The sequence below is a fragment of the Streptomyces sp. GESEQ-35 genome (assembly GCF_017948485.1).
GTDB lineage: Bacteria > Actinomycetota > Actinomycetes > Streptomycetales > Streptomycetaceae > Streptomyces.
Genome location: NZ_JAFFSX010000038.1, coordinates 53,771 through 77,983 on the forward strand (window position 1 = coordinate 53,771; position 24,213 = coordinate 77,983).

28 protein-coding genes, 1 tRNA gene and 1 pseudogene are annotated in these 24,213 nt (G+C 70.0%); 19 read left to right on the top strand and 11 right to left on the bottom strand.

Going from position 1 to position 24,213, the window contains the following annotated elements; genetic code table 11:
* Window positions 1-43: 43 nt before the first annotated feature.
* Window positions 44-892 (bottom strand): DUF4097 family beta strand repeat-containing protein, encoded by an 849-nt coding sequence (locus KCH87_RS44835; protein ID WP_210593724.1) that lies wholly within the window; start codon window positions 890-892, stop codon window positions 44-46.
* A gap of 100 nt (window positions 893-992) precedes the next feature.
* A complete protein-coding gene (locus KCH87_RS44840; protein WP_210593725.1) occupies window positions 993-1,511 on the bottom strand; it encodes a toxin-antitoxin system HicB family antitoxin in 519 nt (172 codons plus the stop codon).
* Window positions 1,512-1,800: 289 nt separating this feature from the next.
* On the opposite strand from KCH87_RS44840, the gene KCH87_RS44845 reads away from it, so the two are divergent.
* A complete protein-coding gene (locus KCH87_RS44845) occupies window positions 1,801-2,850 on the top strand; it encodes an ABC transporter substrate-binding protein (RefSeq protein ID WP_210593726.1) in 1,050 nt (349 codons plus the stop codon).
* 11 nt (window positions 2,851-2,861) lie between these two features.
* On the opposite strand, the gene KCH87_RS44850 is transcribed toward KCH87_RS44845, so the two are convergent.
* The 5 genes from KCH87_RS44850 to KCH87_RS44870 all read right to left on the bottom strand — a co-directional run bounded on the left by KCH87_RS44850 (window position 2,862) and on the right by KCH87_RS44870 (window position 8,696).
* Window positions 2,862-4,568, bottom strand: coding sequence for a copper resistance protein CopC (locus KCH87_RS44850; protein ID WP_210593727.1), 1,707 nt, complete (start codon window positions 4,566-4,568; stop codon window positions 2,862-2,864).
* A 106-nt stretch (window positions 4,569-4,674) separates the two neighbouring features.
* A complete protein-coding gene (locus KCH87_RS44855) occupies window positions 4,675-5,436 on the bottom strand; it encodes an SDR family NAD(P)-dependent oxidoreductase (protein WP_210593728.1) in 762 nt (253 codons plus the stop codon).
* Window positions 5,433-5,912, bottom strand: coding sequence for a cupin domain-containing protein (locus KCH87_RS44860; RefSeq protein WP_210593729.1), 480 nt, complete (start codon window positions 5,910-5,912; stop codon window positions 5,433-5,435). Before KCH87_RS44860 ends, KCH87_RS44855 begins: the two co-directional genes overlap by 4 nt.
* Window positions 5,909-6,520 (bottom strand): GNAT family N-acetyltransferase, encoded by a 612-nt coding sequence (locus KCH87_RS44865; protein ID WP_210593730.1) that lies wholly within the window; start codon window positions 6,518-6,520, stop codon window positions 5,909-5,911. Before KCH87_RS44865 ends, KCH87_RS44860 begins: the two co-directional genes overlap by 4 nt.
* Window positions 6,513-8,696: a penicillin acylase family protein gene (locus KCH87_RS44870; RefSeq protein WP_210593731.1), complete on the bottom strand. Its 2,184-nt coding sequence runs from the start codon at window positions 8,694-8,696 to the stop codon at window positions 6,513-6,515. Before KCH87_RS44870 ends, KCH87_RS44865 begins: the two co-directional genes overlap by 8 nt.
* 79 nt (window positions 8,697-8,775) lie before the next feature.
* Between KCH87_RS44870 and KCH87_RS44875 the strand changes: the two genes are divergently transcribed.
* From KCH87_RS44875 to KCH87_RS50335, 5 genes are all read left to right on the top strand, one after another.
* Window positions 8,776-9,498, top strand: coding sequence for a siderophore-interacting protein (locus KCH87_RS44875; protein WP_210593775.1), 723 nt, complete (start codon window positions 8,776-8,778; stop codon window positions 9,496-9,498).
* A gap of 24 nt (window positions 9,499-9,522) precedes the next feature.
* A complete protein-coding gene (locus KCH87_RS44880; protein ID WP_210593732.1) occupies window positions 9,523-10,116 on the top strand; it encodes an HhH-GPD-type base excision DNA repair protein in 594 nt (197 codons plus the stop codon).
* A 99-nt stretch (window positions 10,117-10,215) separates the two neighbouring features.
* Window positions 10,216-10,881 (top strand): HdeD family acid-resistance protein, encoded by a 666-nt coding sequence (locus KCH87_RS44885; RefSeq protein ID WP_210593733.1) that lies wholly within the window; start codon window positions 10,216-10,218, stop codon window positions 10,879-10,881.
* A gap of 5 nt (window positions 10,882-10,886) precedes the next feature.
* Window positions 10,887-11,177, top strand: coding sequence for a hypothetical protein (locus tag KCH87_RS44890; RefSeq protein ID WP_210593734.1), 291 nt, complete (start codon window positions 10,887-10,889; stop codon window positions 11,175-11,177).
* Between the two features lie 56 nt (window positions 11,178-11,233).
* On the top strand, window positions 11,234-11,362 hold the full coding sequence (locus tag KCH87_RS50335; RefSeq protein WP_282613079.1) for a hypothetical protein: 129 nt from the start codon (window positions 11,234-11,236) through the stop codon (window positions 11,360-11,362).
* A 260-nt stretch (window positions 11,363-11,622) separates the two neighbouring features.
* Here KCH87_RS50335 and KCH87_RS50885 read toward each other — a convergent pair.
* Window positions 11,623-11,895 (bottom strand): annotated as a pseudogene (locus KCH87_RS50885) (zinc ribbon domain-containing protein); the annotation flags it as partial.
* A gap of 359 nt (window positions 11,896-12,254) precedes the next feature.
* Window positions 12,255-12,668 carry a recombinase family protein gene (locus KCH87_RS50890; RefSeq protein WP_210593735.1) on the bottom strand — a complete coding sequence of 138 codons (414 nt, stop codon included), beginning with the start codon at window positions 12,666-12,668 and terminating at the stop codon, window positions 12,255-12,257.
* A 132-nt stretch (window positions 12,669-12,800) separates the two neighbouring features.
* Between KCH87_RS50890 and KCH87_RS44905 the strand changes: the two genes are divergently transcribed.
* A complete protein-coding gene (locus KCH87_RS44905) occupies window positions 12,801-13,097 on the top strand; it encodes a type II toxin-antitoxin system VapB family antitoxin (RefSeq protein WP_003999914.1) in 297 nt (98 codons plus the stop codon).
* An 89-nt stretch (window positions 13,098-13,186) separates the two neighbouring features.
* Window positions 13,187-13,825: a LytR C-terminal domain-containing protein gene (locus tag KCH87_RS44910; RefSeq protein WP_247197771.1), complete on the top strand. Its 639-nt coding sequence runs from the start codon at window positions 13,187-13,189 to the stop codon at window positions 13,823-13,825.
* Between the two features lie 43 nt (window positions 13,826-13,868).
* Here the strand turns inward: KCH87_RS44910 and upp are convergent, their stop codons facing one another.
* Window positions 13,869-14,504, bottom strand: a complete 636-nt coding sequence (gene upp / locus KCH87_RS44915; RefSeq protein ID WP_210593736.1) for a uracil phosphoribosyltransferase — start codon at window positions 14,502-14,504, stop codon at window positions 13,869-13,871.
* A 102-nt stretch (window positions 14,505-14,606) separates the two neighbouring features.
* On the opposite strand from upp, the gene KCH87_RS44920 reads away from it, so the two are divergent.
* The 4 genes from KCH87_RS44920 (at window position 14,607) to KCH87_RS44935 (ending at window position 16,204) form a co-directional block, all read left to right on the top strand.
* Complete coding sequence (locus tag KCH87_RS44920) at window positions 14,607-14,777, top strand: hypothetical protein (protein ID WP_210593737.1); 171 nt, start codon at window positions 14,607-14,609, stop codon at window positions 14,775-14,777.
* 230 nt (window positions 14,778-15,007) lie between these two features.
* The gene (locus KCH87_RS44925) at window positions 15,008-15,550 is read left to right on the top strand and encodes a hypothetical protein (protein ID WP_210593777.1); all 543 of its coding nucleotides are present in this window, start codon (window positions 15,008-15,010) and stop codon (window positions 15,548-15,550) included.
* A 65-nt stretch (window positions 15,551-15,615) separates the two neighbouring features.
* The gene (gene tadA, locus KCH87_RS44930; RefSeq protein WP_247197774.1) at window positions 15,616-16,047 is read left to right on the top strand and encodes a tRNA adenosine(34) deaminase TadA; all 432 of its coding nucleotides are present in this window, start codon (window positions 15,616-15,618) and stop codon (window positions 16,045-16,047) included.
* 72 nt (window positions 16,048-16,119) lie between these two features.
* Window positions 16,120-16,204: transfer RNA gene (locus tag KCH87_RS44935), tRNA-Ser, on the top strand.
* Between the two features lie 221 nt (window positions 16,205-16,425).
* Here KCH87_RS44935 and KCH87_RS44940 read toward each other — a convergent pair.
* Window positions 16,426-17,325, bottom strand: coding sequence for a LysR family transcriptional regulator (locus tag KCH87_RS44940; RefSeq protein WP_210593738.1), 900 nt, complete (start codon window positions 17,323-17,325; stop codon window positions 16,426-16,428).
* Window positions 17,326-17,470: 145 nt separating this feature from the next.
* Here KCH87_RS44940 and KCH87_RS44945 point away from each other — a divergent pair, with 145 nt between their 5' ends.
* The 7 genes from KCH87_RS44945 to KCH87_RS44975 all read left to right on the top strand — a co-directional run bounded on the left by KCH87_RS44945 (window position 17,471) and on the right by KCH87_RS44975 (window position 24,197).
* Window positions 17,471-18,349, top strand: a complete 879-nt coding sequence (locus KCH87_RS44945; protein ID WP_247197775.1) for an NAD-dependent epimerase/dehydratase family protein — start codon at window positions 17,471-17,473, stop codon at window positions 18,347-18,349.
* Between the two features lie 112 nt (window positions 18,350-18,461).
* Window positions 18,462-19,499, top strand: a complete 1,038-nt coding sequence (locus KCH87_RS44950; protein ID WP_247197776.1) for a DMT family transporter — start codon at window positions 18,462-18,464, stop codon at window positions 19,497-19,499.
* A gap of 98 nt (window positions 19,500-19,597) precedes the next feature.
* Window positions 19,598-20,968, top strand: a complete 1,371-nt coding sequence (locus tag KCH87_RS44955; protein WP_210593740.1) for an amidohydrolase family protein — start codon at window positions 19,598-19,600, stop codon at window positions 20,966-20,968.
* Window positions 20,969-21,458: 490 nt separating this feature from the next.
* Window positions 21,459-21,638 (top strand): hypothetical protein, encoded by a 180-nt coding sequence (locus KCH87_RS44960; protein WP_210593741.1) that lies wholly within the window; start codon window positions 21,459-21,461, stop codon window positions 21,636-21,638.
* Window positions 21,635-21,928 (top strand): Dabb family protein, encoded by a 294-nt coding sequence (locus tag KCH87_RS44965; RefSeq protein WP_210593742.1) that lies wholly within the window; start codon window positions 21,635-21,637, stop codon window positions 21,926-21,928. Before KCH87_RS44960 ends, KCH87_RS44965 begins: the two co-directional genes overlap by 4 nt.
* A gap of 226 nt (window positions 21,929-22,154) precedes the next feature.
* The gene (locus KCH87_RS44970) at window positions 22,155-23,027 is read left to right on the top strand and encodes an RNA polymerase sigma factor SigF (RefSeq protein ID WP_247197777.1); all 873 of its coding nucleotides are present in this window, start codon (window positions 22,155-22,157) and stop codon (window positions 23,025-23,027) included.
* 267 nt (window positions 23,028-23,294) lie between these two features.
* A complete protein-coding gene (locus KCH87_RS44975; protein WP_210593744.1) occupies window positions 23,295-24,197 on the top strand; it encodes an RNA polymerase sigma factor SigF in 903 nt (300 codons plus the stop codon).
* Window positions 24,198-24,213: the final 16 nt, after the last annotated feature.

Genomic DNA, 24,213 nt, shown 5'->3' on the forward strand with positions numbered 1-24,213 from the left:
AGTCACTGGGGAAGTAGGGGGATCGAGACCGGCTCCGGTGGGGTCAGGCCTTGGCGCGGCGGACGTCGATGTTGCCGTGCCGGGTGCGGGCGCGGATCTTGACGGTGTCCTCGGTCTGCTCCGGGGTCTCGGACGCGGTGAGCGTGTTGCGCACCTGGCCGGAGCCCGAGTTGACGTCGAGCCAGGCGGCCGTGCCCTCGCGGACGCCGACGTCGATGGCGCCGAAGTTGGTCTCCAACTGGACGGTGCCGCGGGCCACTTCGTCCACGCGCAGGGTGCCGTGGGCGGTGGTGGCGGTGACCGAGTCCTCGGCGCGCCGGATCTCGATGTCACCGTTGGCGCCGCTCACCCGCAGCTCGCCGGTCGCGGCGCCGACGGTCGTGGTGCCGTGCGAGTTCTTCAGGACGGCGGGGCCGTCGACGAGGCCGACACGCAGGCTGCCGGAGCTGGTGGTGATCTCGGCCGTGCCCTCGACCCGGTCCACGGTGATCGAGCCGTGCGACGCGGTCAGCTTCAGCGGGCCGGTCGTGTCGAAGCGGGCGTCGCCGGCCGAGATCTTCACGCGGACCTCGCCGAGCCGGCCCTCGCCGAGCACCTGGGCCCAGGCGCCGGTCATGTCGATGCGCGAGTCCGTGGGCAGTTCGACGGTCACGTCGACGGTGCCGGTGCGGCCGAGGCCGAACAGATTGCCCTTGGGTGTCCTGACGGTCAGTGCGCCGCCCGCGTACGTGACCTCGGTCTGCTCGGTCGCCCGTACGTCCAGCTCCCTCTTCGGGTCGCGGGGCCGCAACTCGACGACCGTGTCGAGGCGGTCGCTCGCGGTGAACTGGATGGAACCGGCCTCCACGTTCGCGGTGACCGAGATCGGTTCGGGGGTGTCGAAAGTAGGCATGGCTGTCCCGTCCTCTTGGGTCTTCAGGGCGTCCCCGCTGGTGGGACGTGGTGTGGGTGCTGTGCTCAGTCCTTCTTGGGGCGCGGGCCGGTGGGCGCGGCTAGCGCACCCAGCCCGTGAAGCTCTGTCCGACGGTCTGGGCCTTTTCCGTCGTACGCGGCCGGGTGCCGCCGTCGACCGCGGCCGACACGGCCCGCACCAGCCACGCGTTGACCGACAGGCCCTCGCGGCTCGCGGCCTCTTCGGCGCGGGCCTTGAGGTGGGCCGGCAGACGCAGGTTGACGCGGGCGGTGCCGCCCTCGTCGCCGTCGGCCGGCGCCGAGGTCATGAACGATTCGACGGGTGCGGTCGGCTCCATGGAGGCACCGCCGTCGGTGGGCGGCAGCGTCACCACGAAGTCGGGGTCGAGCCCGCGCAGCCGTACGTCGACCGAGCCGGGGGCGAGTTCACGGGTGATCTCGTCCATCGCGGCGGAGAGCACGTTGAGCATGGTCAGCCGGGTCGCCGACTCCAGGGGAGCGGTGAGCCGCTGGGCCAGCTCGCGGGCTTCGTCGCCGCCGGCTTCGGCGGCCACCGCGAGTTCGCGGCGGAGAGTGTCGACATACGGGGTGAGGTCCATGACGCCATCATGGCACCACTATGGCGACATGTGCAAGCGATGGCGGCACTTCACGCCGGGTGAACTTGAGAGGACGTCACTGACCTGTGGAAACGCATGAAGGGCGCGCGGAGTCATTGTGGCGCCACACTCACTCACGCGACTTTTCGAGCACCGAATGGCACCGGATGGCATCAGATGACGCCAAGCGGCGCCACCCGACGCACTCTCGCGCCGACGGCTACCCACAAAGAAGACACTTAGGTTAGCTTTACCTAAATTTGCCGTACGGCTGGAAAGAAGCCCTCTCATGACCGCTGCGAACCCCCGCTCCGCCGCCTCCGCCCCCGGCCCGTCCCGTCGTCGTCTGCTCGTGGCCGGCGGGGCGCTCGCCCTCGGTCCGCTGCTCGCCGCCTGCGGCAGTGGCGCATCGAAGGCGGAGGACGCCGAGGCGAGCAAGAGTGGCGGACCCTGGTCGTTCAAGGACGACCGCGGCCGGACGGTCAGCACCGACGCGAAGCCGGAGACGATCGTCGCGTTCGTCAGCACCGCCGCCGCGCTCTACGACTACGGCGTCAAGTGCACGGGTGTCTTCGGCCCCACCGAGCCGCTCGATGGCAAGCCCAACCCGCAGGCCGGTGACATGGACGTGGCCGAGCTGACCAGCCTTGGCACCGCCTGGGGCCAGTTCAACGTCGAGAAGTACGCCGCCCTCCAGCCCCAACTGCTGATCAGCAACATGTTCCCGGCGCCGGATCTGTGGTTCGTCCCCGAGGAGAGCAAGAAGAAGATCGAGGCTCTCGCACCGACCGTCGGCATCAGCATCGCCCGCACCTCGCTGCTGAACCCGCTGAAGCGCACGGCCGAACTGGCGGAATCCCTCGGCGCCGACCTGAGCGCCAAGAAGGTCATCGACGCCAAGGCCCGCTTCGAACGTGCCGTCGAGACCCTGCGCGGTGCCGCTCGGGCGGGCGACGGTCTCAAGGTCATGGCGATCACCGGCGACAGCGAGAACTTCTACGTCGCCGTGCCCGACTCCTACGCCGACCTGAACTACTTCAAGGACCTCGGCGTGGACTTCGTCGAGGGCGAGAAGTCCGACGAGTGGGGCTTCTGGGAGTTCCTCAGCTGGGAGAACATCGACAAGTACGACGCCGATCTCATCATGGTCGACAACCGCTCCAGCGCGATGACCCCCGACCAGCTCGCCGAGAAGGCCACCTGGCGCCAACTCCCCGCGGTCAAGGCCGGCCAGACCACCCCCTGGTCGATGGAGGAGCGCTTCAGCTACGCCGGCTTCGCCCCCGTCGTCGAACGCCTCGCCGCCGCGGTCGAGAAGTCGAAGAAGCTCACGGCATAGCACCGGGCCTCTCACTCCTCGATCCGCACCGTCCGCTCCTCACTCACCTGGTCGATCTCGGACACTCTGACCGTCACCTTCATCGTCCACTCCCCGGCCACCGGCAGGGTGAACGAACCGTTCCCCCAGTAGCCGCCCTTGTCCGTCAGCTCGGTGTCGAGCGGACCGATGTCCTGGGCGGGGAGGGTGAAGGAGAGACGGAGTTCGGGGACGACGGCCAGGCCGCCGTCGGCGCCGTAGACGACGGCCTCGACGGTGTTGTCGCCGGTGCGGCCCGGGTCGAGGGTGATCTGCACCTTGCCCTTCGCACCCACGGTGCCGACCTCGAAGGGGACGGTCGTGACGGACGCGGCGGGCAGCGCGCCCGCCTGCGCCGCCTCGGTCTCCGCGCGGCCGGGCAGCGTCCCGGTGAGCACGGTCGTGATCAGCAGCACCACGGCGGCGACGCCGACTTCGGCCAGCACGGACCGGCGCAGGGCTCGCTGATCAGGTGCGGCCGGTGGGGCGGGCGGCGGCGGTTCCGGAAGGGACGGGCCGCCGGCCGGCACCCGTTCCCGTACGGCCTGCTCCGCGTCCGTCGTGATGGCCTCCGTCGTGATGGCCCTCGCCGTCCACCGCCGCGAGTATCCCGCCGCCGCCAGCAGCAACACGACCGCGACCAGCTTGGCGATCAGGATCTGCCCGTACGACGTGTCGGTGAAGGCGTTCCAGGAGCCCAGCCCGCGCCAGGACTGGTAGACGCCGGTGACGACCAGGACGGTCACGGAGGCGAAGGCGAGCCGGGAGAAGCGGGCGACCGTCAGGGCCGATGCCGGGCCGCGCAGGGTCAGGAGCAGGGCCACGAGTCCGCCCAGCCACACCGCCGTCGCCAGCAGATGCAACGCGGACGAGGTGATCGCCACCGGCACCTGGATCCCGGCGGACGCATGCTCGGCCGCCGCCCAGGTCAGCGCGAGGCCGGCCGCGAGTACGGCTCCCGGCACCACCGGGATGCGCCTGCGCAGCAGGACCGCCGCGGCCGCCAGCAGCCCCAGCCGCGCCAGCAGCAGCGCACCCGGCCGGCCGGTCATCGTCTCGCCCAGCGCGGCGGCGTCGAAGGCGGTCGCCGGTCCTGTGCCCGCCTCGTACGGGGCGCGCAGCACCAGCAGGACAAGGGTGGCGCCGAGCAGGGTCCACCATGCCGCCCACAGGAGCTTGTCCAGGCGCTCGGGGTGCGGCGGGCGGCAGACCGCGACGAACACCGCCGTGCCGATGAGCAGGACACCGGCGAGATAGGCGAGGTAGCGGGCGATGTCCCAGAGGGTGCCGGTCGCCGGGTCCTCGACCGGGCCGGTGTCCACCGTCCCGGTCGTCGCGGAGGGCTTGCCCACGGAGAAGGTGAAGGCGCCGGACACCGGGTGGCTGTCCGCCGACACCACCCGCCACGCCACCGTGAACGTCCCGGTGTCGAGCTTCGCGGGCAGGCTCACCCGTACCGCGTCCGAACCGCCCGGCACATGCTCCGCCTCGTCGAGGCGCAGCCGGTGGCCGGTGGGGTCCAGGATGCGAACGGAGTCGTCGAGCAGGCCCACGGACTCCGTGAAGGTCAGGGTGAGTTCACCGGGGGCTGACTTGAGGACGGTTCCGTCGGCTGGGTCGGTGGAGCGGAGTGCGGCATGCGCCGACGCCGTTCCCGCGCCGCCGAGGACGAGCAGGACCAGCACGGTGCATAGCAGCACCAGCCCTTGAACTCCTCGCCTTCGGACCAATTCGGATCTCCGTCTTCCGCGTCTTCCGCTAACTTCTCGGCCACTCCGATACGTACGTATACGAAGGGCTCGATGCTCACCAGGTCGGCCGAGCGGACACTCCTCCGTCCACGACGAGGTCGTGCCCGGTGATCCAGGACGCGAGGGGGGACGCCAGGAACACGCAGGCGTCGCCGACGTCCTCCGGCCGCCCGAGCCGTCCGGCGGGCGCCGCGCGTTCCCATCGCCCCACCCCCTCCGGCCAGTCCTCCGCGAGCCCTTCCCGGTCGATCAGCCCGGGCGAGACGGTGTTGACGCGGATCCCGAACGGCCCGTACTCCAGGGCCGCGGCCCGTGCGTGCATGACGACACCCGCCTTGGACACGGAGTAGTGCGCGTGCAGCGGAGCCGGCCGGTGGGCCTCGATGGAGGCGATGTGCGTCACGCTCCCGCCCCCGGCCTCCCGCATGATCTCCGCGGCCGCCTGCGTACACGCGAACACACTCGACAGATTGGTGTCCACGACCGCCCGCCACTCCTCCGCCGTCATCCCTGGCAGCGGCTGCGTCGGCTGTACGCCCGCGTTGTTGACCAGCGCGGTCAGCACCCCGCCGGCCCACTCGGCGGCCTCGCGCACGACCCGCCGGCACTCGTCCGCGTCGGACAGGTCGCCTTGCAGTACGACGGCCCGCCGGCCCAGCTCCTCGATCCGGTACGCCACCGCACGCGCCTCCTCCACCGCCGTACGGCAGTGCAGCGCGACCGCCGCTCCCTCCTCGGCGAAGCGCAGCGCGATCCCGCGTCCGATGCCGCCGCCCGCGCCCGTGACAAGGGCGGTCTGTCCCTCCAGCAGAGTCATGGACGGCACAGTTCCACGATCCGGGCGGCCTCGGCCGGGTAGCGCGCCGTGAGGTCGGCCACGTCCCCGTGTTCGTAGCCCTCGTAGGTGAAGCCGGGCGCCATGGTGCAGCCGAAGAGGGCCCACGCGCCGCCCGCGGCCACGCGCGCGCCCATCCACGTACGGGCCGGGACGGTGAACTGCGGATGCTGCCCGCCGAGTATGTCCGGCCCCATGACGACCGTCCGCGAGGTGCCGTCCGGGGCGAGCAGCAGCAACTGGAGTGGATCGCCCCGATAGAAGTGCCAGACCTCGTCGGTGGGCAGCCGGTGCAGGGCCGAGAAGCCGTCCGGTGCGGCCGTCAGCAGGGCGACTATGGCCGTGCCGTCGGGCCGCCCGTCCGCCCGCTCGGGCCCGGCCCAGGTCTGCCGGTACAGCCCGCCCTCACGCGGTATGGGCTCCAGTCCGTAGTGGGCGATGAGGTCGTCAGGGGTCACTCGCGGAAGGCTACCTCCCGGGTGAGGAAGGCCAGTTGGGCATGCTTCTCGGGCAGATACACGTCAGGGAGGTCGATCTCGGGCAGCACGACGACGGGTCCGGCCGTGAACCCCTGCTTGAAGAAGCGGGCGACCGCCTTCTCGTTGCGCACGTCGGGATCGACCACGACCCGGTGCCGGTCCAGACCGAGCAGCACGTACGAGACGAGGGCGCCGAGCAGCGCCGCGCTCCAGCCGGGCCGCGCGCCGTGCGTTCCGGCGGGCGCGAGCAGCAGATGCACGCCGATGTCGCCGGGCTCGGCCCGGTAGCACTCGCTGACCCGGTCCGCCTCCGGCTCGTACGTCTGGAGCAGCGCGACCGGTTCCGCGTCGCAGACCACCAGGAAGGCGTGATGGGTGTCGAGCGTGTCCATGTGGGCGTAGGTCTCGGCCACCTGGTTCCGGGTGAGGCCGTTCATGCCCCAGAAGGAGGCCCGCTCCTCGCTCACCCAGCCGTGCACCACCCCGGCGTCGGCCTGCGCGTCCAGCGGCAGCACGCGGATGGTTCCGAGGCCGTCGACCGGCTGCTCGTGGACGGCCGCACGGGTGGGGGCGTAGGTGTCAGACATCGGTTTCCCTGGTGAGTCGGTCGAAGTCGGTGACGACCGGGACGAGATCGCCCCTGGTCCACAGCGGGAGCTGGTCACGGTGGTGGGCCGAGCCCGGCATCCCCCAGGCACCGAACGGCACGACCCAGCGGCTGTCCTCTCGGCGGGCCAGATCCCACACATAGCGGGCGGCCGGCCCCCGCGCGGCCAGATCGGTGACGCCGGGCACGGCGGAGGTGCACAGCACACAGTCGTGATCGCCGGACAGGCCCGGTTCGTCGTACGACGTGTCGGGCAGCGCCCGCCAAGGAGCCAGCCGATGGGACTCCCCCCAGCTGCCCGGCGGCTCCGCGGCGACTTCCTCGACGGCCGCGCGTACGGTCGCGGGGCGGTCGATGCCGTACAACTCCTCGGCGCGCAGCAGGTGTTCGAGGGCGAAGCCGATACGCGGGACGAGGGCCAGCCAGGGGAGGAAGACCTCCGGATAGGCCGGCGGGACGGCGAGTGCGGCGAACGCGGGGTGCTCGGCGAGATGCCGTACGACGGCCGCGCGCACCGCCGCAAAGACGGCCGCCTCCGTGCTGCCCGCGTCCATCCGCCGGTCCCAGCCCAGCAGACGGTCCCGCAGCGCGGCGGCCTCGGGGGTCAGGTCGTCGAGGGCGGCGAGGTGGTCCAGCAGGGGTGCGGCGGAGCCGAGACGGGTGTCCATGTGGATCGCGGACATGTCCCCCGCCGCCCACTCCTTCTTCTCCCCGAGGAGGGCGGTGATGCGGTCGGCGCGGTGCGGCGGGGCGAACTCGACACCGAGAGGCGTGGACGGGCCGCGCTGGTTCGCCATCACCGCCGTGCCGTCGGTGAGTTCTCCGTACGGCATCTCGTGCCAGCCCTGCCACTCGTGACCGGGCTCCCAGGCGGGCACGAGGCGGGTGCGGTTGGCGGTGTCGCGCAGCGGCACCTTCCCGGCCACCCGGTGCAGCAGGCCGCCCTCGGTGTCGGCGGCCAGCACGACGTTCACGGGCTCGGCCCAGCGGTCGAAGGCCCGGTCCACGTCGTCGACCCGGCGGGCACGGAGGAGGGGGAGGAGGGCGTCGAAGCCGAGGTCGCCGGCGATGCGGGGCGGGTAGCGGAGGCTGACAGCTTCGAGCGTCCCGTCGTCGAGACCCTCGGGGCCGCCGATGATCACCGGTCCGCGCTCGGTCTCGATCACCTCGACCCGGACCGGCTCCTCGCCCGCGACCTCGATGACCTCCGTGTGCATGGGAGCCCGCGTCCAGTTGCCGTCCGGGCCGAGCGCCTCCACGCCCGCGCCCGTCCGCCGCAGCCGCTCCCGGTAGAGGTCGTGATAGTCGGCCATCGCGTTGGTGATGGCCCAGGCGACCGTGCCGGTGTGGCCGAAGTGGGCGATGCCGGGGACGCCGGGGACGGCGAGGCCGACGACGTCGAACTCGGGGCAGGAGAGATGGATCTGCTGGTAGATGCCGGGATCCTCGATGAAGCGGTGCGGGTCGCCGGCGATGACGGCGGCACCGGTCGTGGTCCGCCCGCCGCTCACCAGCCAGCCGTTGCTGCCGGAGGTGCCGGGCCCGTCCGCGGCGAACAGCCCGACCGCGTCCTCGCCGAGATGCCGGACGACCTGCTCGCGCCAGAGCTTGGCCGGGAACCCGGCGAACAGGATATGGACGGCGAGCCAGACGGCGAGGGGCGTCCAGGGCTCCCAGCGGCCAGGAGCCATACGCTCCGCTGAAGTCGCCGGGACAGGCCGTCGGTCCGCTGCGGCGCCGTCGTGGCTGCTCGCGCCCGCGCGGCGGAGCCGCATATCGATACTGCCCGCGCCCCTTCGGGGCGCTGCGCTCACGCCGGCGCGGGCGAACTCCGGGGCGCGTCGGGCTCCTTCGGCGAGACCCTCGTTGACTCCGTCGACGTACGCCCGCACCCAGTCCGCCGTCTCCGAGTCCAGCGCGTCGAAGCACCGTCTCGCGGTGTCGTCCAGACGGGCCCGTCTCGCCAACAGGTCCCAGGGCAGGGCGCCGGCGCCGAGGAAGGACGCGGAGGTGCCCTGAGCACGGTGCCGTTCGACCTCCAGCTGCCAGGCCCGGTCGAGTGCGGTGACGCGGCCCTGGGCACGGGCGAGTTCGCGCACGCCGTCCGCTCGCAGATGCGGGATTCCCCAGGCGTCGCGGTAGATCTCGGCGGTCACGCTGTGCCCCTTCTCGGCTTTAGGTTAGGCTTACCTAAGTAAGATCGTGGTGGAATCGTACGTGAGGGGTGAAGAGACGATGGGGCAGGGGCACGGCTGGGAAGGTGCGGTCCTCAAACTGCTGCGCGCGAAGGACTTCGTGTTCACGGTGACGGGAGCCGAGGACGTCACCCCGCACTACCGGCGTCTCCACCTCACCGACGGCGGCATGCTCGCCACGACCGGCGTCCACCCCACGATGTGGGTCCGCCTGTGGTTCGACAACGGGGGCAAGCCGCACCAGCGGGCGTACACCCTCGTCGACCCGGACGCCGCGGCCGGCACCTTCAGCCTGGAGTTCGCCCTGCACGAGGGCACCGCCAGCGACTGGGCGCGGTCCGCCAAGCCCGGCGACACCGTCGAGGCGACCGTCCACGGCACCGGGTTCGACGAACCGACCCCGACTCCGACCCATGTCTTCGCGATCGGCGACCCGGCCTCGCTGCCCGCCCTCAACTCCCTGCTCGGCGCCCTGGGTTCGGCCCCGGCGACCATCTGGTTCGAGGGCGGCGTCGACGACCTGCCCTGCCGCACCGACCCGTCCCGTCACGAGCTGCGCCAGGTGCTGCGGCTGGACTCCGGCACGCATCTGGTCGAGCGGGTGAAGGCGGACCTGCCCGAACTGATCAAGGGCACTGCCGACCCGTATGTCTGGATCGCGTGCGACACGGCGACGACGCGCAGGCTGAGCGCATACGTCCGCAAGGAACTCGGCGTGCCCAAGGAGCGGATGCACGCACTGGGGTACTGGCGCGCGTCCTGAGCGCGCACCCGGCATCATCGACCCATGGACGTCACCCTGCACCTCGCCCAGGACCCCGAGGCCGACGCGCTCCTCGGCCGCAGCCCGCTCGCCGCGCTCACCGGCATGCTGCTCGACCAGCAGGTGCCGATGGAGTGGGCGTTCAAGGGCCCGGCGACGATCGCCCAGCGCATGGGCGCCGACGACCTCGACGCACACGACATCGCCGCGCGCGACCCCGAGGCCTTCGCCGCGCTGCTGTCCGAGAAGCCGGCGGTGCACCGCTACCCGGGGTCGATGGCCAAGCGCATCCAGCAGCTGTGCCAGTACCTCGTCGAGCACTACGACGGTGACGCCGAGGCCGTCTGGAAGGGCGTCGACAGCGGGACCGAGCTGCTCAAGCGGCTCCAGGACCTGCCCGGGTTCGGCAAGCAGAAGGCCCAGATCTTCCTCGCCCTGCTGGGCAAGCAGCTCGGGGTGGCGCCGAAGGGATGGCGGGAGGCCGCGGGGGCCTACGGCGAGGTGGAGTCCTTCCGCTCCGTCGCCGACATCACCGGCCCGGAGTCACTGGCCAAGGTCCGCGCGCACAAGCAGGAGATGAAGGCGGCGGCGAAGGCGGCGAAGGCCGCGGGCAAGTAGGGCACCCGCCTTCCGGAGCCCTTGGGAAGTCCTCCGGAAATTAAGCCGGTTGGCCCACGCCAGGTGGCATTCGGGTCCCGTTCGGTCAAAGCATGAAACATGACCGAGGCACCGAGCGGTTCCCCCTGGGGTCCGGAGTACGACGACCGCCGGGTGCATGCCGCCGTGCGCGAGCCCCACCCCGGTGGCGCCGAACCGCCGCTCGAAGGCCCCCTGCACGTCCTGTCACGCACTGCCTGGCAGGCCGTACTGCTCACCGGAACCGTCTCCCTGGTCCTCGGCATCCTGGTCCTGGTCTGGCCGGGCCAGTCCCTGCGGGCCGCCGGAATCCTGTTCGGCCTCTACCTCCTGGTCAGCGGCGTACTCCAGCTCGCCGCCGCCTTCGGCACGCACCGGACGACGTCACTGCGCGTCCTGGCCTTCATCAGCGGCGCCCTGTCGATCCTGCTCGGCCTGTTCTGCTTCCGCGGCCCCATGCAGTCGATCCTGCTGCTCGCCCTGTGGATCGGCATCGGCTGGCTGATCCGCGGCATCACCCAGACCCTGGCCGCCGCCCACGACTCCTCGATCCCCGCCCGCGGTTGGCAGATCTTCCTCGGCGTCCTCACCTTCGTCGCCGGCGTCGTGCTGATCGTCTCCCCTTTCGAGTCGGTCGCCGTCCTCACGCTGGTCGGCGGCTGGTGGCTGGTCGTGGTCGGTGTCGTCGAGATCGTCACGGCGATCGGTATCCGCGGTCGCGCGAGTCGGGTGCCACGCGAACTGTGAACGCCGTGCGCGTCTGGTCGCGGGTCCTGGTCCTGCTGCTCGCCCTGCTGGTGCCGGGCGAGCACACCGCGCATGCGGTGACGGTCACGGCGGAGGCCGGCGCGGCGGTCGTCGAATGCGACGACACCGTCGTACGGTCACCGGCCCGTGCCGGACGGCCGCACGTCGTACCGCTGCGCCCGGCACCCCGCCCGCGCACCCGGCTCACCCCACCGCCGCCCGCCCCGCAGCTTCCGGTGCCGTCACGCATCCGGCCCGTCCTGCACACCCTCCGCACGGTGGTCCTGCGCTGCTGACACGAGCCGTGAACTCCCCGGCCCATCAGCACCCCTACAGCAAGGACGACACAGCCATGCCCAACGACCCGTACGCGGTCCTGCGCGCCCTGCTGCGCGCGGAGGCCGTACGCAACAATCCGAAACCACAGGTGAAAGAACCGAATCCCCAGCGTCGCGCCCCGAAGAGCCTGAAGCGGGGTTGATCCACAGGTGGCGCGCCAAGCGGGACTCCCGCCTGGCGCGCCTCCCCCGCAATCGGGCCCATCGCTGGCCGGAGCGCCGCGCGGCCCAGACGACGGTCGTTCGACGACCGGCGTCGGAGGGCTCCCACTTGTTGCCTCGCGACAACGCCGCTCACAAGGTCCGCTGCCGAGCCGAAGCGAGTGCCGGCCTCGGCAAGAAGCTCCACCGAGCTCCGTCGTCCCTGGTCGGCACAGGAGACCTCGGTGAAGATCCGTTGGACCACGTACTCATCGAGGTGCTCTCGCTTGATGCTGTTCCCGCCGTCATGCCCACCTGTCGCCCCCTTCGGCCGGGAGCAGCGGTACGAAGCAGTGGCGCCGATCGTGCCATTGCTGAACATGGTCGCTCCGCACTCACAGCGAAGCACTCCCCGACCGCTCAGGAGCGAACCGGCCCGTGGCCCGCCTTTCCCTGGCCCACGGGTGTCCAGCCATGTCTGTAGCTCCTCCCACTCGGCAATTCCGAGGACGGGCTCATGGCTCATCACCGGCATCAGCGTCCGTGGGTCCACAACGCTCCGGTACCCGACGACGGAGCGCCGGACACCGGGTCCGCCCGTCGGCTCCGGGCCGTAGACCGGTTCCACCGCGTGACCAACCAACCGCGGATCCCGCAGAATCCTCTTGAGCGTTGACACCTCCCACAAGGACGGTGCGCGTCGCCCCTTCGCATCGGCGGATCCGGCAGCCCCGCCACTTGTCGGCGAGCCGTGCGGTCTTCGTCGGAACTCCCTTTGCGTTCAACTCCGCGCAGATGCCGGAGAGCGACCCGGGGTGACGTCGTCCCGCCGATGCCTCCTCCCCCTTGTGAGTGAGAATTCTGCGTACGACATCGCGGATGACCTCGGCCTCCTCAGGCGCCACGACCAACTGCCGAATCGTGAGACCGTCCCTGCGCGCCTCGGTCACCGCGTATCCGAACGGCGGCAGACCACCCACCCAAGAACCTGCTTCGCGCAGGACCCCGCAAGGGACCGCACCGCACCGCACCCACGTCCTGCCGGGACAGACGGCTCAGGTAGTTCACAACGACCACGTCGACATTCCCGTGCCGCACATCGGTCAGCATTCGCTCGAACTCCGGGCGGGCGAATCCCGATCTGTAGGCCGACGCGGCCTCATCCACGTACGCACCCTCGTACCGGAAGTCACGCCTTGTCGCCTCGGCACGGCATGCGGCCAACTGCGCTCGAACGGAGCCGGCCGACCCGTCCGGTCGGCCCAGGCTCTGCCGCGCATACCCGACAGCTGTCTTTCGATCATCCATGGGGGGAATGTGGCAGCAACGAGATCACACCCACCCCCTTTGACCGATATCGGCCATAATCTGTATGTACTTGCTCGTGCGGCCCGGGCCGGGAGGCTGCGCCCAGAGAGGCTTGACCGGTAGGCTTTCCGTGTGATCTTCAAGCGCATCGGAAACGGCCGGCCGTACCCCGACCACGGCCGGGAAAGCACCCGGCAGTGGGCGGACGTCGCACCGCGCCCGGTCCGCCTCGATCAGCTCGTGACGACGAAGGGCCAGCTCGACCTGGAGACGCTCCTGGCCGAGGACTCGACCTTCTACGGCGATCTGTTCGCGCACGTCGTCAAGTGGCAGGGCGACCTGTACCTGGAGGACGGCCTGCACCGCGCGGTCCGCGCGGCACTCCAGCAGCGCCAAGTGCTGCACGCACGCGTCCTCGAACTGGACTAATGGCCAACTGGTGGCCCTAACGGGTTGAACTGCACGCCGGTAATGATCATCTAGTAGGAATCACCGCCCGCGCGCACTACGCTGCGCCCATGAGCATGCTGACTCCCCCCGGCATGGGCGGCCAGTACCGGATCAAGGGGGACAAATACCCCCGCATGCGGCGACCTCGGCGACGCGGCAGGATCGCGGTCGGGGTCGTGGCCTCGGTCGCCGCCCTCGGACTGATCGGCTGGGGCACGCTGCAGCTCATCGACGTCTTCACGGGCGGTGGCGAGCATGCTTCGGCGGTCGGCTCCAAGTCGGACTGCTCGTCCAAGGCGAGCCCCTCACCGAGCGCGGCCGACGTACCCGAGCCCGGCCAGATCACCGTCAACGTGCTGAACGCCACGACCCGCAGCGGGCTGGCCAAGCAGACGGCGGACGAGCTGAAGAAGCGCGGCTTCAAGATCGGCAGCGTGGGCAACGCGACTGCGGCCTTCGACAAGAAGGTCACGGGCACCGGGATACTGCTCGGCCCCGCCGCCTCCCTGAACACCTCACTGCCGGTGCTCGCCACCCAGCTCAGCACCGCCGAGCGCCGCACGGCAGCCACCCGCAAGGGCACCGACGTCGACCTGATCATCGGCACCGGTTTCAAGGCGCTGACAACGAAGAAGGACGCCGACAAGGCCCTGGCCGCACTGGCCGGGCCGCAGCCGACGCCCACTTCGTCGAAGAAGGACTGCTGAACCTCGTACTTCGTACCTCGTACCTCGTACCTCGTAAAGAGGCCTACTCGGCGGCCCCGTACATCCGGTCCCCCGCGTCTCCCAGGCCGGGGACGATGTAGCCGTGCTCGTTGAGGCGCTCGTCGACCGATGCCGTCACCACCGTCACCGGCGTGCCCGCGAGCTCGCGCTCCATGAGCTCCACGCCCTCCGGGGCGGCGAGCAGGACCACGGCGGTCACGTCGTCGGCGCCGCGCTTGATCAGCTCCTGGATCGCCGCGACCAGGGTGCCGCCGGTGGCGAGCATCGGATCGAGGACGTACACCTGACGCCCGGAGAGGTCCTCAGGCATACGGGTGGCATACGTGGAGGCCTGGAGCGTCTCCTCGTCGCGGATCATGCCCAGGAAGCCCACCTCGGCGGTCGGCAGCAGCCGGACCATGCCGTCCAGCATGCCGAGGCCGGCGCGCAGGATCGGGACGACCAGCGGACGCGGGTAGGACAGCTTGACGCCGGTGGTCGAGGCGACCGGCGTCGTGATGTCGACCTGCTCGGTGCGCACGTCGCGCGTGGCCTCGTAGGCGAGCAGGGTGACCAGCTCGTCGGCGAGCCGCCGGAAGGTCGCGGAGTCGGTGCGCTGGTCGCGCAGCGTGGTGAGCTTGTGGGCGACCAGGGGGTGGTCGACGACGTGGAGACGCATGCCCTAACAGTAACCGGGTCCAGGTCACCCTCGTGCTGGCATCAAACCGCCCGTCAGAGGGAAAGTGGGAGGGACGTACGGGTGGGTACGGGGTGGTGAGCCATGACTGACCGTGAGGCACAGCGGGAGACCGAGGCCGAGCGCAGGCGGCGCCGCGCGGTCTTCCTGCGCGAACTCGCCGAGGCCCGTGAACTGCGTGACCGCGTCCAGCCCCGGCGCGCCAAGGCGGCACGCCTGCGTCACGCCATGCGCATGCGCACATTCCGCTGGTAGTGCGACCCGCCTCAAACCCGCCCGCGTACCTCGACGGTGCCCGAGCCGCGTACGATCCCGCTGGTGGACGATCAAACCGGGCGGACACAGGGTGCCGAAGACGTCCCCTGAACGCCTTGTTTCTGCCACGATTCCGAGTGGGCGGGGCTCGGAGCTCCGCGCTCCCCGCCCGCCAACCTCCGCCGGGGGGACCCCCAACCGGCACGCCTATGACCAGTGGGAGAGTCACGGTGTACTTCGCCGCACTGCTCGCGCGCACCGAAGACGGGTGGGAAGCGAGCGACACAGAGCTCGACGATGTGGAGACCCTGTCGGATCTGGCCGACCTGGCTCGGGAATCCTCGTCCGACGAGAGCACGGTGCTCGTACTCATCGAGCAGGAGGACGCCTGGTTCGGCGTCGTTCGCGTTGACGGCGAGGAGGACCCTCGCATCTACGTCTCGGACGCCGCCGCCGCTGCCCGCAGCAGCTACGGCGAGATCCTGCTCACCGACGAACTGCTCGGCCGGGATCCGGGTGACGACGACGTCGCCGACCTGGACTCCCTCGACCTCGACGGCACCGAGGACGGTGAAGCCGAGGACGACACCGAGGGCGACGGCGAGGACGACAGCCCTTCCGCCGAGGCCGTGCCGCACGGCCCGGTCGGTGACATCAGAATCCTCGACGACCTGGGCGTCGGCGAGAAGGAGCTGCTGACCCTGTCGGACGACGCGCTCACCGAGATCGCCGACGCGCTCGGCGCCTCGGACATCCTGGAAGCCGTCCGCTGACCGGTGGGACCGGGGAACTGACCCCGGGTCCGCCGGACCCGGTACGCGACCGCTGGCGGGACGCGATGCGGCTCGCCCTGGACGAGGCAGCACACGCCGTCCGGGGCGGGGACGTCCCTGTCGGCGCGGTGGTGCTGTCCCCGGACGGTACGACCGTGCTCGCGACCGGGCACAACGAACGCGAGGCCACGGGCGATCCGACGGCTCACGCCGAGGTCCTCGCCCTCCGGCGGGCGGCGGCCAGGCTGGGAGAGTGGCGGCTGGCGGGCTGCACGCTCGTCGTGACCCTCGAGCCCTGCACGATGTGCGCGGGCGCGATCGTCCAGTCCCGCGTGGACCGCGTCGTCTATGGCGCCCGCGACGACAAGGCGGGCGCCGCCGGCTCCCTCTGGGACGTCGTACGCGACCGCCGGCTCAACCACCGGCCCGAGGTGATCGAGGGCGTGCTCGCCGAGGAGTGCGCCCGGATCCTCACCGACTTCTTCCGCGACCGCTGAGGCCGATCGCACCGCCCGGACCGGCGAATACCGATTTCAAACCACGCACCGCCGTGCTGTAAGGTCTCCCTCGGTAGCGTGTCCGAGCGGCCGAAGGAGCTCGCCTCGAAAGCGAGTGTGGCGCAAGTCACCGAGGGTTCAAATCCCTCCGCTACCGCTCTCATCACCCTCCTGACCTGCGGAAACGTGGTCAGGAGGGTGTTTTGCGTGCGGCACGTACCGCACGACCGTGCGGCATGGGGGACGACAGCAGAACAACTGGCCAGGTGGCGATCATCATGAACGCCTTCAACCGTGTCTCGGTCATGAGTAAACGCCCTGTCCGCGCGAGTCCGGCGTTTCCCGGGCAGTGATTCGTACGTGGTCGCGTACGTCTGCCTAGAACACGCGGTCGCGCCGGATGTGGTGCGGGATGAGGTCGAGGAAGGCGTGCAGCGCCCGCGTCGGCGGGCGCGTCGCCGAGGCAACCACGCTGAGCGTCCAGGACAGAGGTGCGTCCGCGAGGGGGACTGGACGCACCGCGTCCCCGGCCGTCTCCGCGAAGTCCGGGGGCAGCAGCGCCACGCCCAGACCGTGCGCCACGTACTCCGCGATCGTGGTGATGTCCGACACCTCGATCAGGACGCGCCGGGACAGCGCCGCCCTCGCGAACGCGTCGTCCACGATCTGGCGTTGCCCGAACCCTATTGGCATGTCGACGAAGGGTTCCCCGGCAACGTCCCTGAGCCGCACGCTCTTCCGGAGAGCCAGAGGGTGACCGTCGGGAACCAGCAACTGGACGTGGTACCTCTTGACGGCCCTCACTCTGAGGTGTGCGTCCGTGATATCGGCTCCCACAAAGGCCACGTCGACGTGGCCTTCCTTGATTTTTTCGACCAGCCCGGAGGTCCCCCGCTGGGAGGTCTCGGTACGCAACCGGACCTCCGGATGGCGCCGGTGGAAGTCGCCCGCCAGTGCGGGCACGTCGATAACGGTCAGTCCGCTGAGAACGCCCACGGTGAGGCTGCCGCGCAGCCCCGTGGAGAGCGGCTCCACCGCGGCCCTGGCCCGGTCGAGTGCCTCGATCGCGGTACGCGCCTCGGGCAGGAACGCCGAACCGGCCTCTGTCAGTCTGACCGACCGTGTGGAGCGGATGAGCAGTTCGGCCTTCAGGTCCTGCTCCAGTGCCTTGATGCCCGCCGAGAGCGTGGACTGTGTTACGTGCAGTTGCTGGGCCGCCCGTGTGAAGTTCAGTTCCTCGGCGACCGTGAGGAAGTACTCCAGTCTCCTCTGATCCACTGATCCACCGGTCTCTCATTTATCGACGTGTCCGATTGGATATTCGGAAACATTCGTTGGACACGATAGCCAGTCAGAGTGACCGTTGTCGTGCGGACTACCGCCCCGTCCAGGAAAAGTCAGACGTCAGTGAAAGAGGATGACCATGCGCGTACTGCTCACCGGAGGCACCGGCTACATCGGAGCCTCGGTGCTCGACCGGCTCATCTCCGGCGGCCACCAGGTGACCGCTGTGGTCCGCTCCGCCGAGAATGCCGAACTCGTGCGGGCCAGGGGCGCGGAGCCGGCGATTGCCAACCTGTCCGACGGTGACGCTCTCCGGGAGCTTGCGGCCGCGAGCGACGGTGTGGTCCACGTGGCGTCACCGGGTGACGAGACCAGTGCGACCGTCGACGAGGTGGCCGTCACCAGCTTCCTGCGCGCGTTGCGGGACACGGACCGGCCCTTTGTGCACACCACCGGCGTCTGGCTGCACGGCAGCGGTGCCGCGATCACCGAGTCGAGCGCCATGAACGCCCCGCGCCTGACCGCCTGGCGGGTGCCGCTTGCCAAACAAGTACGCGAGGCGCCAGGCGTCCGGACCTCGGTCATCGCACCGGCGGTGGTGTACGGGCACGGCGGCGGCCTGCTGAACCTCGTCGCCGCCGGCCCGCGAACAGCGGGGAACGCCCCGGCCCTCACCATGGTCGGGCCCGGTGACCAGCACTGGAGCACCGTGCACGTGGACGACCTGGCCGAGCTGTACGTGCTCGCGCTGGAGAAGGCCCCGGCCGGTTCGTACTTCCTCGGCGTCGGCGGCGTGAACCCGACCGTACGGGAGATCACCGAAGCGGTGAGCCGTTCCGTCGGTCTGGCCGGACGCGTCGAGCCCGAGCCCGTCGTGCAGACACTCGACCGGCTCGGCCTGCTCGGCGAAGCCCTCCTGCTCGACCAGCGGGCCTCGGGCGACACCGCCCGGCGCGTACTCGGCTGGTCGCCGCAGGGGCCGTCGATCCTCGACGACATCGCACGTACGGACTTCTGAGCGAGAACCGCCCCCGACTTCGCGGCCACTGGTGCCCGACCGGACACCAGTGGCCGGGACAACAAGGCCCTGTCCGGCCGCACCCCTTCCTGCCTTCCTGAAGGGCTTCGACATGACCATTCCCACCGCACCGCCTGCGTCAGACCGCCGTCCTGCCAGGCCCGGCTCGCAGTCACCGAGGCACTCCCGCCCGTCCGGGTCCCGCGGCGGATTCCTGGCCGTCGCGGCGGCCATCGCCGCCGGAATGGTGGTACCGGTACAGGCCCGGCTCAACGGCGAACTGAGTCATCGCCTCGATGACGGCATCGCTGCGGCAGCGATCAGCTTCTCGGGCGGATTCGTCCTGCTGTCCCTCCTCGCCCTCTTCTCCTCCGGGCTGCGTGGCGCGCTGCGCCGACTGGCCGGGGCCGCCCGGGACGGTCGCCTCCCCCGCCGGTACCTCCTGGCCGGTGTACTCGGGGGCACGTTCGCGCTGGCCCAGTCCACCGCCGCGCTGATCACCGGCATCGCCGTGTTCACCGTGTCAGCCATCGCCGGTCAGACCCTCGGCGGTCTGATCGTGGACGCCCGGGGCATCGGCGGCGGCTTGAGGCAACGCCCGGGCGCCGCCCGGCTCACGGGAGCGGCCGTCATCCTGGTGGCCGCAGTCGTGTCCGCGCTGCCCCGCTTCGCCGACACCCCCGCGCCCGCCACCATCGTCCTGCCCGCTCTCGCCGCGATCGCCGCCGGCTTCCTGCTCGGCGTGCAGCAGGCCCTGAACGGGGCGTCGACCGCCGCGTCGGGCTCGCCGCTCGCCGCGACCTGGCTCAACTTCTGCGTCGGAGCGGTGTTTCTCACCGCCGCCTGGGGCGTGAGGACACTCGTCCAGGGAACGTCGGGGCACCCGCTGCCCACCAGCTGGTGGGTCTACCTCGGCGGCCTGTGCGGCATGGTGTTCATCGGCGTCTCGGCATTCCTCGTGCGCCGGATCGGTGTCCTGCTGCTGAGCATGGCCTCGATCGCGGGACAGCTCGCCTGTTCGATCGCCCTGGACTTCCTGGTCCCCTCCGGCGGTCAGTCCCCCTCCGTCCTCACCATTTTCGGCGCGTTGCTCACCTTCGCCGCCGTCTGGATCGCCTCCCGGCGCCCACGTGGCACCACCGACAAGTGATCCACGTCTGTGCCCGGACCGGGCGCGGACCTGACCCACCGTCTTTTTCTCAACGGACAAGCGACACAGTGCCGCCCACGGCACGAAAGGAACAACAGATGTCCCACAGTCAGCCGCAGAACAAGGAACGCATCCTGATCAAGGGCGCGTACCTGATGACGCAGGACGACAAGCTCGGCAACTTCGTGGGCGACATCCTCGTCACCGACGGCAGGATCGTCGAAGTCGGCCGGGACCTGTCCGACGACCGGGCCCGGGTCGTCGACGGCACGGGGAACGCCGTGCTGCCCGGCTTCATCGACACCCACCGCCACAACTGGCAGGGGGCGCTGCGCAACCTGGGCCCCGCCTGGACCTATGAGGAGTACCGCAGCAACGTACAGATCGGCCTCGGCCAGCACTTCGAACCTCGGGATGTCCACGTCGGCAACCTGGCGGCGGACCTGATGTCTCTCGACTCCGGGGTGACGACCGTGCGGGACGAGTCCCACATCAGCAACAGCTCCGAGCATTCGGACGCGGCGATCGCGGCACACTGGGATTCGGGCATCCGCGCCGTCTTCGACCACGGCTGGCCGTCGACGGAGGCCGAGCAGTGGCAGTTCGGCAGCAACCGCACACATCCCGCCGACATCCGGCGCATCCGCAACGAGGTGCTGTCCGACGACTCGGCGCGGGTCACGCTGAACGCGATGCTCCGCGGACCGGAGCTGTCCACCCGCGACGTGTCCGCGCAGGACATCCGACTCGCCCGGGAGCTGGGCCTGCGGATCAGCATGCACGTGGGCCTCGGTGAGTGGGGGGCGGATCAGCAGGCCATCCGGCAGCTCGCCGAGACGGGGCTGCTGGCCTCCGACATGACGTTCATCCACTGCTGCACGTCGACCGACGAGGAGCTGAGGATGCTTGCCGCGCACGGGGCCACCGCGTCCGTGGCCGGCGCCCTGGAGGTCTTCATGCCCGGCCTCGGTCAGCCGGCCACCAACCGGCTGCTGGCCGCCGGTGTCCGCCCGAGCCTCAGCGTGGACACCGAGACAATCGTGAGCGGTGACATGTTCGGCGTCATGCGGGCAACGCTCGCCTACCAGCAGCTGATCCTCGCGGGCGCGGCCGGACCCCTGGACCGGATCCCCGGCCTGCCGACCTTCGACGCCGCCGACCTGCTGTCCTTCGCGACCATCGAGGGCGCACGGGCCGCAGGCATCGACAATCGCACCGGCAGCCTGACGCCCGGCAAGGAGGCCGACCTGATCATGATCCGCCTCGACCACGCCAACATGCTGCCCGCCACGGATGTCGCCGCCACGATCGTCGCGGGCGGCCACGCCGGCAACGTCGACCTGGTCGTGGTGGCCGGTGATGTCCTCAAGGAGAACGGTGTGCTGAAGGCCGGGGGCGCCGTCTTCGACGAGGCCGCGGCCTCCCGTGACCGGCTGTTCCACGCCGTCGGCCTACCGCTCCCCGTCTGAGCGGCTGTCGGGCGACCGGCTCGATCAAGTCGAAGTCGGTGTCGTAGACATGCTTGCGCAAGGCGAAGTTCTTGAACTCCCCGCGCTCGAAGGCCACCTCGCTCACCCAAGTGGCGGCCTCGTTGCAAGCGTGCAGGGTTGCCTCGAGTGCCGCCGCCTGGCCAAGGATGCGATTCCTCCCGAGCGAGGACGCCCCGGGTTCCTCGCAAGAAACAGGCTGAAGAATGGCCCCGTCGAGAGACGGGGCCCTTCGTGCGTCCGGTGCGGACCCCGCAGTGAGTCCGTCCCGACCCGGTGGATTCCTGCCAGATCCATCGGGGTACGTCATCCATCCTGGTCGCCGAGCAACGCCGCGCCGCTGGCCAAGGCCCCGGAGTCCGTAGGAGACCCTCACCTACGGGCCGTTGGTCCCTGAGAATGGCGTGAAGGTTACACTCGCCGCCGGCAGCAGGGGGCCCTCAGGGCACAAGCAGGCACAGAGGAGGCCGCCGTGGCGGTGAATTCGAAGAAGATCGCCGTCTATGTCCTCGTGGTCTTCGTGTCCTACGTGATCATCACGGACCCGGAGAAGGCCGCGGACTATGTCCAGATAGGCTTTGAGGGCATATCGGACGCCGCGCAGGCCCTCGGCGACTTCGCGTCGTGGGTCGCCAACGGAGGAGAGTCATGATCCGCCACCTGGTCCTCTTCAAGCTCAACGAGGGCGTCGAGCGCGATGACCCGCGCGTGGTGAAGGGCGCGGAGATCTTCCGCGCGCTCGACGGCAAGATCCCCGAGATCCGCTCCTGGGAGCTGGGCTGGAACCTGAGCGACCGGCCCATCGCGTACGACTTCGCGATCAACTCGGCGTTCGAGGACCGCGAGGCTCTGCGGGCGTACGCCATGCACCCGGAGCATCAGGCGGGCGTCGCCCTGTGGGGCGAGTTCGCCACGTGGGTGATCGCCGACTACGAATTCTGAGGCACCGGCAGTTCTGAGCCACACCCCGTTCTGAACCGCCGTCCGTTCGGAACCACCGTCTTCAGGAGCCCTCCGCCGTTCCGGCGGAGGGCTTCAGTGCGTCTTATGCACCCTTTTGTCGTCAACACGTGGTTATGCGGTGCTTGCATGCAATGCACATGTCTTGTGATGCTATGACAGCTTTTGACGGATGAGTTGACCTGCGTGGACCGAGAAAGAGGTGGCGTTGACCGTGTCGGCCAGTACTGCGCCGCCCCAGGACGAGGCTCCCGCTCAGGCCGAGACGCCCGCTCCCGCCCCTCAGGCCGAGGCCGAGCCCCCCGCCCCGGAGAAGCGCCGTGGCGCCGACACCCGGGCGCTCACCCAGGTGCTCTTCGGCGAGCTCAAGGTGCTGGAGCCGGGCACACCGGAGCACAACCGGGTGCGCGGGGCGCTCATCGAGGCCAACCTCCCGCTCGTGCGCTACGCGGCCGCCCGTTTCCGCTCCCGCAACGAGCCCATGGAGGACGTCGTCCAGGTCGGCACCATCGGGCTCATCAACGCCATCGACCGCTTCGACCCGGACCGGGGCGTGCAGTTCCCGACGTTCGCGATGCCGACGGTCGTCGGCGAGATCAAGCGGTACTTCCGCGACAACGTCCGCACGGTCCACGTACCGCGCCGGCTGCACGAGCTGTGGGTGCAGGTCAACAGTGCGACCGAGGACCTGACGACCGCCTTCGGGCGCACCCCGAGCACCGCCGAGATCGCCGAGCGGCTGCGCATCACGGAGGAGGAGGTGCTCTCCTGCATCGAGGCGGGTCGGTCGTACCACGCCACCTCCCTGGAGGCGGCCCAGGAGGGCGACGGACTCCCCGGACTCCTCGACCGGCTCGGCTACGAGGACCCGGCCCTGGACGGCGTCGAGCATCGCGATCTCGTCCGGCATCTGCTGGTCCAACTCCCCGAACGGGAACAGCGCATCCTGCTGCTGCGCTACTACAGCAATCTCACGCAGTCGCAAATCAGTGCGGAACTCGGCGTCTCCCAGATGCATGTCTCGCGGCTACTCGCACGTAGCTTTCAGCGACTTCGCTCGGCGAACAGGATCGACGCGTAACCGCATACAGGATCGATCCGTAACCGGCGAGAGCGAATCGCTCACCAGGGCGGATCCCGACAGTTCTGCGCCAAAAAACCGTCAGACCCCCTTTATCCAGGGCGGATTCAAGTCTCACATGTCGACATGTCACTACAGCGTGTTGCCGACATGTGACATTCTGCGGGAAGCGCGTTTGCCGGGGCTGCGGCTCCGGTATTCAGGTGAAGGCCGACGTTCCTCGATGGAGCGTTCGCCACGACCGTCCCGCGACCCAAAGGGGGTGGCATGTCCGCAGACAAGGGCAGCTCTAAGGTGCTCACGCTCACAAAGAGCGAGGCAGTGCCCGAGGCGCACGCTGCGCTCGGCCCCATCGTCGAGGTTGAGGTCCTGGAGGCCACACCGGCCCCGGTGACCACCTCCTCGGAGACCATCGACACCCGCACCCTGTCCCGCTCCCTTTTCCTGCGGCTCGCCGCACTGGACGAGAACAGCCCCGAGCGCGCATACGTCCGGGACACCCTGATCGAGCTCAACCTCCCGCTCGTGCGGTACGCGGCGGCCCGCTTCCGCTCCCGCAACGAGCCGATGGAGGACATCGTCCAGGTCGGCACCATCGGCCTGATCAAGGCGATCGACCGCTTCGACTGCGAACGGGGCGTGGAATTCCCGACGTTCGCGATGCCGACGGTCGTCGGCGAGATCAAGCGGTTCTTCCGCGACACGTCCTGGTCGGTCCGGGTCCCGAGGCGTCTTCAGGAGCTGCGGCTCGCCCTCACCAAGGCCAGCGACGAGCTCTCCCAGAAGCTCGACCGCTCCCCGACGGTCGCCGAACTCGCCGTGGTCCTCGGCGTCTCCGAGGAGGACGTCGTCGACGGCCTCGCGGTCGGCAACGCCTACACGGCCTCCTCCCTCGACTCCCCGGCCCCCGAGGACGACGGCGGCGAGGGCTCCCTGGCGGACCGCCTCGGCTACGAGGACACCGCCCTGGAGGGCGTCGAGTACCGCGAGTCCCTCAAGCCCCTGCTCGCCAAGCTGCCGCCCCGCGAGCGGCAGATCATCATGCTGCGCTTCTTCGCCAACATGACCCAGTCGCAGATCGGCGAGGAGGTCGGCATCTCCCAGATGCACGTCTCCCGGCTGCTGACGAGGACGCTGGCACAGCTGCGCGAGGGCCTCATCGCCGACTGACGCCCAAGGGCGTCGC

Excerpts from the sequence above, each read along its gene's own strand:
- KCH87_RS44835 (WP_210593724.1), bottom strand. The coding sequence starts at position 892 with ATGCCTACTTTCGACACCCCCGAACCGATCTCGGTCACCGCGAACGTG.
- KCH87_RS44840 (WP_210593725.1), bottom strand. The coding sequence starts at position 1,511 with ATGGACCTCACCCCGTATGTCGACACTCTCCGCCGCGAACTCGCGGTG.
- KCH87_RS44845 (WP_210593726.1), top strand. The coding sequence starts at position 1,801 with ATGACCGCTGCGAACCCCCGCTCCGCCGCCTCCGCCCCCGGCCCGTCC.
- KCH87_RS44855 (WP_210593728.1), bottom strand. The coding sequence starts at position 5,436 with ATGACTCTGCTGGAGGGACAGACCGCCCTTGTCACGGGCGCGGGCGGC.
- KCH87_RS44865 (WP_210593730.1), bottom strand. The coding sequence starts at position 6,520 with ATGTCTGACACCTACGCCCCCACCCGTGCGGCCGTCCACGAGCAGCCG.
- KCH87_RS44875 (WP_210593775.1), top strand. The coding sequence starts at position 8,776 with ATGGGGCAGGGGCACGGCTGGGAAGGTGCGGTCCTCAAACTGCTGCGC.
- KCH87_RS44880 (WP_210593732.1), top strand. The coding sequence starts at position 9,523 with ATGGACGTCACCCTGCACCTCGCCCAGGACCCCGAGGCCGACGCGCTC.
- KCH87_RS44885 (WP_210593733.1), top strand. The coding sequence starts at position 10,216 with ATGACCGAGGCACCGAGCGGTTCCCCCTGGGGTCCGGAGTACGACGAC.
- KCH87_RS50335 (WP_282613079.1), top strand. The coding sequence starts at position 11,234 with ATGCCCAACGACCCGTACGCGGTCCTGCGCGCCCTGCTGCGCGCGGAG.
- KCH87_RS50890 (WP_210593735.1), bottom strand. The coding sequence starts at position 12,668 with ATGGATGATCGAAAGACAGCTGTCGGGTATGCGCGGCAGAGCCTGGGC.
- KCH87_RS44910 (WP_247197771.1), top strand. The coding sequence starts at position 13,187 with ATGAGCATGCTGACTCCCCCCGGCATGGGCGGCCAGTACCGGATCAAG.
- upp (WP_210593736.1), bottom strand. The coding sequence starts at position 14,504 with ATGCGTCTCCACGTCGTCGACCACCCCCTGGTCGCCCACAAGCTCACC.
- KCH87_RS44920 (WP_210593737.1), top strand. The coding sequence starts at position 14,607 with ATGACTGACCGTGAGGCACAGCGGGAGACCGAGGCCGAGCGCAGGCGG.
- tadA (WP_247197774.1), top strand. The coding sequence starts at position 15,616 with ATGCGGCTCGCCCTGGACGAGGCAGCACACGCCGTCCGGGGCGGGGAC.
- KCH87_RS44945 (WP_247197775.1), top strand. The coding sequence starts at position 17,471 with ATGCGCGTACTGCTCACCGGAGGCACCGGCTACATCGGAGCCTCGGTG.
- KCH87_RS44950 (WP_247197776.1), top strand. The coding sequence starts at position 18,462 with ATGACCATTCCCACCGCACCGCCTGCGTCAGACCGCCGTCCTGCCAGG.
- KCH87_RS44955 (WP_210593740.1), top strand. The coding sequence starts at position 19,598 with ATGTCCCACAGTCAGCCGCAGAACAAGGAACGCATCCTGATCAAGGGC.
- KCH87_RS44965 (WP_210593742.1), top strand. The coding sequence starts at position 21,635 with ATGATCCGCCACCTGGTCCTCTTCAAGCTCAACGAGGGCGTCGAGCGC.
- KCH87_RS44975 (WP_210593744.1), top strand. The coding sequence starts at position 23,295 with ATGTCCGCAGACAAGGGCAGCTCTAAGGTGCTCACGCTCACAAAGAGC.